This is a genomic window from Laspinema sp. D2d (assembly GCF_025370755.1).
Classification (GTDB): Bacteria; Cyanobacteriota; Cyanobacteriia; order Cyanobacteriales; family Laspinemataceae; genus Laspinema.
Map to the genome: position 1 here is coordinate 46,169 of NZ_JAMXFC010000041.1, position 10,621 is coordinate 56,789.

The window sequence follows — 10,621 nt, forward strand, 5'->3', positions numbered from 1 at the left end:
CTTTTGCTTTCATCGTGGATCGGTCCCCCACCCGCCCTCAAAACGCCAATTAACTGTTTATAATCAAAGCTAGAAGTCTACTCTCTAAAGACTGAATCAAAAATTTCCATCTCTTCATCCCTCATCCACTTAATTACTTAGTTAGCAACGGCAAAAATCAGAATTGAAATTTTACCCGGTTCACGATAAAATGGGGCGAGCAAAAACTGGCTAGATCATTTGTCCAATCAATAGTCTGAACTCTTATGACATCTAAAGTTCATCTTCCGTATTTTGACCACCTTTTGGAACTCTTAAAGGACCAAAATCAAACGGCGATCGCTGCATTTGGTCGGCACGTTCATTGGGGGTACTGGGAAGACCCCAGCAGCGCCGATGGTTCCATTCCCGACTTTGCCAACGCTGCCGAACAACTATCCCGACGAGTTTGCGATGCAGCTAAAATCACCGACGGATTGAAAATTCTCGATTGTGGTTGTGGGTTTGGGGGCACGATCGCCAGTCTCAACGAACGGTTTTCTAACTTAGAGATGGTGGGAGTCAATATCGACGAACGCCAACTGGAACGGGCGCGATCGCAAGTCCATCCCCTTAATCAAAACTCCATCTCCTTCGTCTGTGCCGATGCCTGCAACTTACCCTTTGAAGATAACTCCTTTGATGTCGTCCTCGCCGTAGAATGCATCTTTCATTTTCCCAGCCGCGAGACCTTTTTTAAAGAAGCACGCCGCGTTTTAAAGCCCGGGGGATATCTCGCCATCTGCGATTTTGTTCCCCTAAAATTCAGCCTTCCTTTCACTCACTTAATTGGTAAATTTTTGACAACTTCAGTCCATAACACTTATGGCACAATTAAAAGCAATTTTTCCTTATCCACCTATCGACAACTCGCCCAAAAAACGGGATTTATAACCAGAATAGAAGAAGATATCACCCGAAATACCTTACCGACTTATCCCTTAGTTCGTAAACTCTTTCGCGAGAATGGCGCAGCCGAAACCGAAAAAATTACCGCCGGTGCGGAGTTAGTTAGCAAATTAGGAATTACCCGCTATTTAATCCTTTCCTTTGAGGCCATTGACCCCTAAAAGAGTCCTAATCTGTACAAATCGCACCTGCCGAAAACAAGGGTCCCAAAAAGTCCTCGCTGCCTTTCAATCCTTACCTGTTGCTGATGTTACCATTGAAAGTAGTAGCTGCTTAGGACAATGTGGAAATGGACCAATGGTCCTCATCCTTCCTGAAGAAATTTGGTATTCTCAGGTGCAACCTAACGAAGTCAGGGCAGTAGTTGAGAGACATCTTCAGGGAGGCATTCCTGTTAAAGGAATGCTATATCCCAAATTTCACCTCCATTAGGGATTTCCAACATAAAAGTTCTGTATTTAACGGTAAGGACAAGGCAATGCCTTATCCTTACCAACAGGGAAGAATTGAAGAGAAAAGTTTATTTTTTGGAGTTCCTCGGAGGGACAACCCAAAGGTTTAACTTCATTCCTCAGCTAAATATCCTCGGGTGACAAAGGGGATATCTACAACCTCCCCAGTTGCTTCACCCACTTGCACTTGTAAACCTGCACCTCCTGCCTTCGTGCGAATGTAGGCTAATCCAAAAGGTCCTTCCGCAGTGTCTGTGTAACTGGTAAGGGTTCCAACTTTCTCTTCCCCCATCGTCACCGAGGTTCCCGGTGTTGCAGGTGCGTTGAGTTTTACCCCCCACAGTTGGACCTTCACCCCTTTGTAGCTATTCAACCGGGCGATCGTTTCTTGTCCGATGTAGCAGCCTTTATCAAAGGAGATATTGTGCCACAACCCAGCTTCTAAGGGGTTGTAATCTTCTGTTAATTCGCTGTCGGGTGCAGGACGTCCTTGCTGAATTCGCAGTTGTTCCCACCCCTGCGTTCCCAAGGGAACGGCACCCCCATCCGTGAGGATTTTCCACAGGAATGGTGCATCATTGCGATCGCAAATCAGGGTATAGCCGGGGAGGGCCAATCCACTCCCCACCGCAACTCGCACCTCAATCTCACCCAAGGAGAGGAGTTGATGGCTGGAATGGGGCCGATCGCCTACCAGTCCCCAAGGGGCCAATAGAGCCTGACTTCCGGGACCGATTAAACTAAACATCGCCATCGAGTTGGTGATATCCTGCAACTCCACGCGATCGGCAGGGAACAGATAGCGATCGAGCCATTCCAAGATTCTCTGACGCCGACTCGGAGAAACCAACAACAGAGTGGTATCCTCCGTCATATAAGCCGTTGCTAAATCGATGGTCCTTGCCGTAGAGGTGACAAAAACCGTATCGCATCCTTGTCCTGGTGGGAGTTTTTGGAACTCATTCGTGCTTTGGTTATGTAAAAAGCGCTGGCGATCGCCCCCACTGACTTGGATAAGGCCCCAATCTGAGCGATCAAACAATGCCACCCCCTGATATGCCGAGGCGATCGCCTCTGGGTCGTTCCCATAACTGACTGGAACCTGAATTTCCGAGTCCGAATCTGCAAAGACTGCACCACTCGCCGCCTGAAGCTTACGCAATTCCTCAGTCATAGCCATCCCTGGTTTTCTGTAAATTACCTGTTCATAGGCTATCAGACAGATCCAACCTTCCTACAGCTTGGGCAAATTGGCAAAAATTTCCTGAACCAACTGTTTTGCTTTTTCATCCAATCGATTCCAATCCACTTCCCCCGTTTCATCAATCAAACTGCTATCAATTTCCACCTCCCAACTTTCCTCAGCGGCATGAGTCGGGCTATAATTTTGAAAGCAAATTTCAAAGCAGAGTTCCCAAACATTAAACTGGTGTTCCACTTCTCCCTGTTTTAAACAAAGCAGGTAGCCGGGAAAAGGGGTTTGCACATCTTCGTAAGTGCCTTCCCACGTCGAATCTTCTAGTTGTTTACGAATATTATCTAGGACGCGAATCAAAGCCGGTTGCATCAGGATTTCGGCTTGCTGCCATGCCAGAGTATCTTTAAATGTAGGCTTCATTTTTTATGAAAAATTAATCGGTTCACTGCCCGAAAAAGCGCATCTAAATTGCTTTAATAACCCGATAAAAATCTGTATCCGCTTAAGTAATCTGAATCACTGGATTTCCCTAAGATATCCTACCCCTGACTGATTGACTGCAACGCCACCCAAAGAAGCCCGCACAGGCGGGCTAAGGCATGAAAAGACGCAGGCTGATACCTGCGTTGACACTTATGCGGTTGGTTTCACCGGGGAGTCCATCCGCTGCAACTTAGCGGAACATACTGCTAACAGAACTATCTTCATGAATCCGCCAAATCGTTTCCCCCAATAAATTGGCAACCGAAAGGATAGTCAACTGTTTAAAGCGTTTATCCTCAGGTATCGGAATTGTATTGGTAATGATCACCTCTTCAAACACCCCTGTAGAAAGGCGCTCAATTGCCGGAGGAGAAAAAACGGCATGAGTTGCACAGGCATAAACCTGTCTGGCTCCTTCTTTCCGGAGTAAGCGAGCCCCTTCGCAGATCGTGCCAGCAGTATCGATCATGTCATCGACCAGCACTGCCGTTTTGCCCTCTACATCACCAATCAAATTCATGACTTCGGCCACATTATGAGCTTGCCGACGTTTATCGATAATCGCCAATGGCGCATCGTTTAACTTTTTGGCAAATGCTCGGGCTCTCGCCACGCCTCCCACGTCTGGGGAAACTACCACAATGTCAGAGAGTTGTTTACTAACGAGGTAGTCCAACACGACAGGCGAGGCATAAACATGGTCTAAGGGGATATCGAAATAACCCTGAATTTGGTCTGAGTGCAAATCCATTGCCAAAATCCGACTTGCACCGGCTTGGGTAATTAAATTTGCAACCAGTTTGGCGGTAATGGACTCTCGTCCCGCTGTTTTGCGATCGGCCCTAGCATAGCCATAGTAGGGAATTACGGCGGTAATTTGCCTTGCCGAGGCTCGTCGGCAGGCATCGATCATAATTAGCAATTCCATCAGGTGGTCATTCACCGGATAACAAGACGGCTGAATCAGGTAAACATCACATCCCCGGATTGACTCCTGAATTTGGATGTAAAGTTCACCATCAGCAAACCGCTTCCGGACCATTGGTCCCAAATCTATTCCCAAGTAGCGAGCCACTTCTTGGGATAGAGGGACATTAGCAGAACCTGAAAACAGTCGCAGACGGCTATGGTCAGCAAAGGTAGCCAGAGATGGCTGGAGGGTTAAAGTAGCAGAACGGATCACGGCAGGCACTTTATCGGACGTTCATTGGTTCAAATTTTATCACCTCAATCGGAATTTTTCGTCATTATTTTCTCGGATCTCTACCCAAAGCAAGAAAGAAATTCGGGGCTAAATTAAATTAATCAATCGAGCTGAGGGAAACAGATGACCCTCTAATCTATGCACCATCGGGTTTGTGGGGCTATATTTACCCAGGAATATGGATTCACTGAGAGTCAGAGCACTTAGAGCGATCGCCAAGCCCATACCCCGCATAATGATAGGCTAAATCCCTAGGATCCCTTTTTGCTTCAGCTAGAGCAATTGAGCATTCTGCCCTATTTTGTCCTATAAACTTCCCCTCTAGCCCAAGATGTCCCCAGATCATTGCCGACTCCCCTAGGTTGCGGCTAGGCTAGAAGTAGGCTGGCTTGCTCCTTTGCCTCCCTGACTCGGTTTGCCCAAATTAAAGGTTAATCATTAAAAAAAGTGAGGATTTATGAGCTTAAAGGAACGAATTAACGAAGACATCAAGACGGCGATGAAATCTAAAGATAAAATTCGTCTGGAAACAGTACGCAGTATCAAAAAATTGATTTTAGAAAAGGAAGTAAGCGTCAGACCTTTGGGGCAGGATACCTTAACTGAAGAACAAGAACTAGAAATTCTCTTCAGACTCGCCAAGCAACGCAAAGAGTCCATCGAACAATATCAGCAAGGGGGTCGAGAGGAACTTGCCGCACAGGAGGCCCAGGAATTGGCAATTCTGGAAGAATACCTGCCCAAGCCATTATCTGATGAAGAAGTGAGTGCAGCAATCGAGCGAATTGTGGCTGAAGTGGGTGCTACTTCTCCCAAAGATATGGGCAAGGTTATGGGGCCGGTTATGGAACAGCTTAAAGGCAAGGTAGAAGGCAAAAAAGTTCAAGAAATGGTAAAAGCCAAGCTTTCCGGCCAGTCCTAAAATAGGGATAACGTCTTAATGGGTAGGACAAAAAACCGGATTTTTGTCTGAGATTTTTTGTCTTTTGTCCAGAGATAGGAGAAAAACTCTGTGCTCTCACCTTTAATGGACGGAGGTTATAGGATTCCGATTGATATCCAGTTGAACCTGAAAATTCCCAGACCAGTCGTTGGGGGCTTTGATAAGCGTCATAAATTCTAGCCCCATTTAACTTTTATCCACTTTAAAACCCGAGTTTTTCATGAATACAACTGACAAAATCCAAGCAATTGCTCGCGCTGCCATTATGCGGATTGCCCGTTATACAGGAGTCGGAGTCGCTGTGGCGATCGCCAGTTGTTTAGGAGCCTCCCCTAACTTCGGCCAAACCCCTAATCCCCATCAAGCTCAATCCCAGCAGTGGCGTCCCATGAACGATTCAGAAGTCTCGCAACAATGGGAATATATTCTCAACTCGCCCTTAGGAATTGCAGCCCTCAATCAGTTAGCTTTAGAAGGCTTTATCAGTTTCGAGTGCCCCAAAACCTTCTATATCAATGAAGAGTTTGGCGGTTTTCAAACCTTGCTACAGATCCAATGTCCCACCCCGCGTGGTCGGTCTGCGGCCTTGGCTTATGATGAAATGCGCGTCATCTTTAATCGTTATGAATCAAATATCGAGGATTTTGAGGTTGAGCGGGTTTCTCAGGAGAGTCCTCCTAAAATAACTTTGCCAGAATAGATAGAGGAAACTCAGTCAGCACTAGGGGGCAGAGTGGGGACTCAGGAGGGGGTAAGCTGAACTGCCGATCGCAGCCAACCTGAAGAGACTGAATAAAAGACAAGACTCATATCGCTTAACCGGCTTGGCTGAATCAACCTGGTATCTATAAATAAGGGGCGATCGCAACCCCTCTGTGACTTCTGGAATGGCGATCGCTGCGATCGCCTCTCTTAGGTTCAACCCTATCAAAGAAACCTCAATCCCTCTGATTTAAACTAAAACTTAACTTTTATGCAAACCGCAATTTTTAGTGGAACCATCTTACAAAACCGATATCATATACTCAGTCTTTTAGGTCAGGGAGGGTTTGGCCGCACCTATCTTGCTGAAGATCAAGGGCGGTTTAACGAACGCTGTGCCCTCAAAGAATTTATTCCCGCTCAAAATGGCAGTCATGCCCAGGTCAAATCCCTGGAATTGTTCCAACGAGAAGCCGCCATTCTCTATCAAATTCAACATCCTCAAATTCCCCAGTTTAGAGCCACATTTGAACAAGAAGGACGGCTGTTTTTAGTCCAAGATTATGTAGCCGGAAAAACCTATCGGACCCTGCTCGAAGAGTATAAATCCGCAGGCAAGCGCTTTTCTGAAACGGAAGTGTTGCAGTTGATGCAGCAACTTTTACCTATCTTGGATTACATCCACAGCCAAGGAATTATTCATCGCGACATTTCTCCGGAAAATATCATTCGCCGCGAATCCGACCGATCGCCAGTCTTGATTGATTTTGGGGTGGTAAAAGAACTGGCTACCCTAATTCAGTTTCCAGAACAGAGGACTGCCGCCACAACGGTGGGAAAATTAGGCTATGCTCCCAGTGAACAAATGCAAACAGGTCGAGCTTATCCCAGTAGCGATCTCTATGCCCTAGCGGTGACGGCTGTAGTCTTGCTCACCGGACGAGAACCCCAAGACCTTTTTGATGATGTCAAGCTGGTGTGGCACTGGGAACGATTTGTTCCACATCCTGTACAGCCAGAATTGGCACGAGTCCTGAATCGGATGTTGAGTTATAAACCTGGCGATCGCTACCAATATGCCAAGGAAGTTCAACTGGTCCTCGCCCAACTGACCACCCAACGGCCTATTCCTCAACATAACAATCCCACTGGCTCGGAACTAGCTACAATTGCCGTGGGGCGGAACCCCTTGGCTTCTCCATCCCTAGACCCCAATTCTCCTAGACCCGGGATCTCTCCCAGTTCTGATTCTTTATTCGATCACCCCATTGCGATCGCCTTGGGCATCTTTGCAATCATTCTGCTGAGTGGACTAGGCTCTTGGAATGTCGTCCGTTCTTTCTTAAAGCTCGATCGTCCCGAGGTCCAGGAGAATCCTGCTCCCTTATTTTCCAATGTTGAATCGGAACTATCTGAGCCAACCATTCCCCCCATTCCCTCCCCTCTCCCAAACTCCCCTACAACCCCCTCACCCAATCCGGACTCCACCCCTTCTCGTCCTGCAACCTCCTCGAACCCATTGCTTATTCCCGGCATTCGCCGCCCAGGTTCCCAACAAACGGAACCCCCACCCCCAGCAGACCCCATTATTTCTACCATTCCCCTGAATATTGCTAATGGAGTAACCACTGCGGTAGAAGGGACCGTGGAAGAGAACGAAATTATTAAATACATCGTTCCAGGAACTGCCGGTGAAGTGTTGAGTGCCAGCCTTGCCAACCGAGGGATCTTAATGAACGTATGGGGTCCCAACCGGATGGCGCTTGGGGAATCCAGAGGGGTCACTCAATGGACGGGAAGGTTACAAGAAACTGGGGAATACGAGATCGAGTTATTTAGCTTGCCCGGATTCTCTCCCAGTAATTTTCAGCTTCGGATCACTCGGGCAAGTCGCGCCGCCTCCATCCCGGAATCGGGTCCTCCGGGTTCCGTTGCCGAGCCGTCTCCTGTTCCTCCAGAAAGCTTAGAATCTATCCCCAGTCCGGCTCCGAGACCCAATCCCCAGTCCAGACCCGAACCCGTTCCGAGTCCAAGTCCCCAGTCCAGACCCGAACCCACCCCTGATTCCAGACCGATACCTGTCCCAACACCGACCTCGGATCCAACTCCGGGGATAGAAATTCAACGAGTTCAGGTTTCAGGGGGGAGTAGTCGGCAAATAACTGGACGCACGACAAGCCAACAGAAACGCTATCTGGTGAATGTTAATAGCGGGCAGATTCTGAAGGTATCGGTTGTTTCTGGGGCGATCGGTCTCGATATCCACGATCCCAACGGTCAAATGGTTGAAGACGGTGCAATGCTAGTGCAATGGCAAGCTCCAGTTTCTGTCCCTGGAGATTATAAAATTGATGTAGCCGCAGGAGCCGGGATCAACTATGAAATTGAGATTAGCATCAGCGACTAGAACGTAAGGGATTGCCAAACTGATGAGCAAAGACTGGGAGAACAAATTGAACGCATTACTGATTTCTGGAACGGATACCGATGCGGGTAAAACCCTGGTGACAACAGCGATCGCCGCTTATTGGCAACGGTATTATCCCCAGGGTTCCCTGGCCCTGATGAAACCGCTCCAGTCGGGAACCGGCGATCGGGAACTCTATCAACGGCTTTTTGAGTTAAAACAATCCCCAGAAGAAATTACGCCCCTCTATTTTGAGGCTCCTCTTGCACCCCCCGTAGCTGCCCAAAGGGAAGGTCGTTCCGTAGACCTCAAAGAACTCTGGCCGGTGTTTAGCCGACTGCAAAAGCGTTCTTCCTTCGTCCTCGTCGAAGGCGTTGGCGGATTGGGTTCCCCCATTTCTTGGGAGTTGACCGTAGCTGATTTAGCCCACGATTGGCGCATTCCCACCGTGTTAGTTGTCCCCGTGAGATTAGGGGCGATCGCCGCTGCTGTTGCTAATGTTGCTCTCGCCCGACAATCCGCAGTCCCACTACTCGGAATTATCCTCAATTGTGTCCACCCTTGTTCAGAATCCGAAGTTGCTGATTTAACTCCGATCGATTTAATCGAATCTTTAACTCAAACTCGCATCTTGGGGACTATTCCCTTTTTGGAGGATTCCCAGAATTTAGACCAACTGGTTCAAGTCGCCTCTAATCTCGACCTGGAGCTACTTCTACCCCGTTTACCTAGAGTAAATTATTAAAATAATCAAATAATAAGGATATTAAGAATTTTAAATTAAGCCAATTATTCATCTAAAACCCACAATATTTCCTGGGTCTTACTCCCACAAAACTTTGGATTTTTTGATGGAAGTGAATAACGTAAATTATTGTTCAAACCTCTATTTTTGTCAAAAGCTTAACTCATGTTTTCTACCTCTCTTAATCCACAGGGAATTAATCAATCTAGCCTTCGTTCTGAAATCCAGGCTTTACAGCCTCAACTGGTTGAATGGCGTCAATGGTTACATCAACGTCCCGAACTAGCATTTAAAGAATACTTAAGTGCTGAATTCATTACTCAAAAATTGCAAGAATGGGGAATTACCCATCAAACGGGGATTGCTAAAACAGGGATTGTTGCTATTGTTGAAGGTAAAAATCCGGGCAAGGCGATGGGGATTCGCGCCGATATGGATGCACTGCCAATTTTTGAAGAGAATGAGATTCCCTATCGATCACAGCATCCTGGGACAATGCACGCTTGTGGACATGATGGACACGTGGCGATCGCCCTAGGAACCGCTTACTACCTCTCCCAACACCCAGAGCAATTTTCGGGAACCGTCAAATTTATTTTTCAACCAGCAGAGGAAGGGCCAGGGGGTGCAAAACCCATGATTGAAGCCGGAGTTTTGGAAAATCCGACAGTAGATGCCATCATTGGATTGCACCTATGGAATAACCTTCCCCTCGGCACCGTTGGGGTGCGAAGCGGTCCTTTAATGGCAGCAACCGAGTTTTTCCGCTGTCATATTCAGGGCAAAGGCGGACATGGTGCCATGCCTCATCAAACCGTGGATTCAATTTTAGTCGCCGCCCAAATCGTTCAGGCCCTGCAAACTATTGTCGCCCGCAATGTCAATCCTTTAGAATCCGCCGTAGTAACCGTGGGGGAACTTCATGCTGGAAAGGCGCTAAATGTGATTGCTGACTCTGCCCACTTGAGCGGAACCGTGCGCTATTTTAATCCAGAATTAGGAGAAACTATCCCTAAACGGATTGAGCAGATCATTGCAGGGGTTTGTCATAGTCATGGGGCCAGCTATGAATTAGATTACCAAAAACTTTATCCCCCAGTGATTAATCATCCGGCGATCGCTCAATTAGTGCGATCGGTCTCAGAAAATGTCGTTGAAACTCCCGCCGGAATTGTACCAGAGTGCCAAACAATGGGTGGGGAAGATATGAGCTTCTTTTTACAACAAGTCCCCGGCTGTTACTTCTTTCTAGGCGGAGCTAATCTCTCTCAAAACTTAGCCTATCCCCATCACCATCCTCGCTTTAATTTTGACGAAACCGCTCTGAGTATGGGTGTAGAAATCTTCGTGCGCTGTGTCGAACAGTTTTGTTCATAATTCCAACGCCACCCTAAAAAGCAAAAAGCCTCCGGTTCTATGAAGAGAAACAGGAGGCTTTTTGGTTTAAAAGTGACCGGGCACCGAGCTATTTTCCCAGGAGGCTACCCTCCAAGTATCTTCGCCGCAGTCGCGTTTCACGTCCGAGTTCGGGAAGGAATCGGCGTGGGGCCACGAAGCCAT

Annotated in this window: 11 protein-coding genes and 1 rRNA gene; 7 read left to right on the plus strand and 5 right to left on the minus strand. The window is 47.6% G+C overall.

Annotation, left to right across the window (positions count from 1 at the left end; genetic code table 11):
* Nucleotides 1–245 precede the first annotated feature (245 nt).
* The gene (locus tag NG796_RS22240) at nucleotides 246–1,088 is read left to right on the plus strand and encodes a class I SAM-dependent methyltransferase (RefSeq protein ID WP_261209332.1); all 843 of its coding nucleotides are present in this window, start codon (nucleotides 246–248) and stop codon (nucleotides 1,086–1,088) included.
* Nucleotides 1,078–1,359 carry a (2Fe-2S) ferredoxin domain-containing protein gene (locus NG796_RS22245; protein WP_261209333.1) on the plus strand — a complete coding sequence of 94 codons (282 nt, stop codon included), beginning with the start codon at nucleotides 1,078–1,080 and terminating at the stop codon, nucleotides 1,357–1,359. The genes NG796_RS22240 and NG796_RS22245 overlap by 11 nt, the downstream gene beginning before the upstream one ends.
* A 132-nt stretch (nucleotides 1,360–1,491) precedes the next feature.
* On the opposite strand, the gene NG796_RS22250 is transcribed toward NG796_RS22245, so the two are convergent.
* The 3 genes from NG796_RS22250 to NG796_RS22260 all read right to left on the minus strand — a co-directional run bounded on the left by NG796_RS22250 (nucleotide 1,492) and on the right by NG796_RS22260 (nucleotide 4,243).
* A complete protein-coding gene (locus tag NG796_RS22250) occupies nucleotides 1,492–2,553 on the minus strand; it encodes a YgfZ/GcvT domain-containing protein (protein ID WP_261209343.1) in 1,062 nt (353 codons plus the stop codon).
* A 60-nt stretch (nucleotides 2,554–2,613) separates the two neighbouring features.
* Nucleotides 2,614–2,997, minus strand: coding sequence for a hypothetical protein (locus tag NG796_RS22255; protein ID WP_261209334.1), 384 nt, complete (start codon nucleotides 2,995–2,997; stop codon nucleotides 2,614–2,616).
* 253 nt (nucleotides 2,998–3,250) lie between these two features.
* A complete protein-coding gene (locus NG796_RS22260; protein ID WP_261209344.1) occupies nucleotides 3,251–4,243 on the minus strand; it encodes a ribose-phosphate pyrophosphokinase in 993 nt (330 codons plus the stop codon).
* A gap of 478 nt (nucleotides 4,244–4,721) precedes the next feature.
* On the opposite strand from NG796_RS22260, the gene NG796_RS22265 reads away from it, so the two are divergent.
* Both NG796_RS22265 and NG796_RS22270 read left to right on the plus strand, forming a co-directional pair.
* Nucleotides 4,722–5,186: a GatB/YqeY domain-containing protein gene (locus NG796_RS22265; RefSeq protein ID WP_261209335.1), complete on the plus strand. Its 465-nt coding sequence runs from the start codon at nucleotides 4,722–4,724 to the stop codon at nucleotides 5,184–5,186.
* 241 nt (nucleotides 5,187–5,427) lie between these two features.
* Complete coding sequence (locus tag NG796_RS22270) at nucleotides 5,428–5,907, plus strand: hypothetical protein (protein ID WP_261209336.1); 480 nt, start codon at nucleotides 5,428–5,430, stop codon at nucleotides 5,905–5,907.
* Nucleotides 5,908–5,928: 21 nt separating this feature from the next.
* Here NG796_RS22270 and NG796_RS22275 read toward each other — a convergent pair whose 3' ends face one another.
* Complete coding sequence (locus tag NG796_RS22275; protein ID WP_261209339.1) at nucleotides 5,929–6,138, minus strand: hypothetical protein; 210 nt, start codon at nucleotides 6,136–6,138, stop codon at nucleotides 5,929–5,931.
* A gap of 42 nt (nucleotides 6,139–6,180) precedes the next feature.
* Here NG796_RS22275 and NG796_RS22280 point away from each other — a divergent pair, with 42 nt between their 5' ends.
* The 3 genes from NG796_RS22280 to NG796_RS22290 all read left to right on the plus strand — a co-directional run bounded on the left by NG796_RS22280 (nucleotide 6,181) and on the right by NG796_RS22290 (nucleotide 10,438).
* Entirely contained in the window at nucleotides 6,181–8,316 is a 2,136-nt protein-coding gene (locus NG796_RS22280; RefSeq protein WP_261209340.1) for a serine/threonine protein kinase, read from the plus strand.
* Between the two features lie 46 nt (nucleotides 8,317–8,362).
* The gene (gene bioD, locus NG796_RS22285) at nucleotides 8,363–9,061 is read left to right on the plus strand and encodes a dethiobiotin synthase (RefSeq protein WP_261209341.1); all 699 of its coding nucleotides are present in this window, start codon (nucleotides 8,363–8,365) and stop codon (nucleotides 9,059–9,061) included.
* 165 nt (nucleotides 9,062–9,226) lie between these two features.
* Nucleotides 9,227–10,438 carry a M20 family metallopeptidase gene (locus NG796_RS22290; protein WP_261209342.1) on the plus strand — a complete coding sequence of 404 codons (1,212 nt, stop codon included), beginning with the start codon at nucleotides 9,227–9,229 and terminating at the stop codon, nucleotides 10,436–10,438.
* A gap of 75 nt (nucleotides 10,439–10,513) precedes the next feature.
* Here NG796_RS22290 and rrf read toward each other — a convergent pair.
* A 5S ribosomal RNA gene (rrf, locus tag NG796_RS22295) occupies nucleotides 10,514–10,621 on the minus strand; the annotation flags it as partial.

Excerpts from the sequence above, each read along its gene's own strand:
- NG796_RS22240 (WP_261209332.1), top strand. The coding sequence starts at position 246 with ATGACATCTAAAGTTCATCTTCCGTATTTTGACCACCTTTTGGAACTC.
- NG796_RS22250 (WP_261209343.1), bottom strand. The coding sequence starts at position 2,553 with ATGACTGAGGAATTGCGTAAGCTTCAGGCGGCGAGTGGTGCAGTCTTT.
- NG796_RS22255 (WP_261209334.1), bottom strand. The coding sequence starts at position 2,997 with ATGAAGCCTACATTTAAAGATACTCTGGCATGGCAGCAAGCCGAAATC.
- NG796_RS22265 (WP_261209335.1), top strand. The coding sequence starts at position 4,722 with ATGAGCTTAAAGGAACGAATTAACGAAGACATCAAGACGGCGATGAAA.
- NG796_RS22270 (WP_261209336.1), top strand. The coding sequence starts at position 5,428 with ATGAATACAACTGACAAAATCCAAGCAATTGCTCGCGCTGCCATTATG.
- NG796_RS22280 (WP_261209340.1), top strand. The coding sequence starts at position 6,181 with ATGCAAACCGCAATTTTTAGTGGAACCATCTTACAAAACCGATATCAT.
- NG796_RS22290 (WP_261209342.1), top strand. The coding sequence starts at position 9,227 with ATGTTTTCTACCTCTCTTAATCCACAGGGAATTAATCAATCTAGCCTT.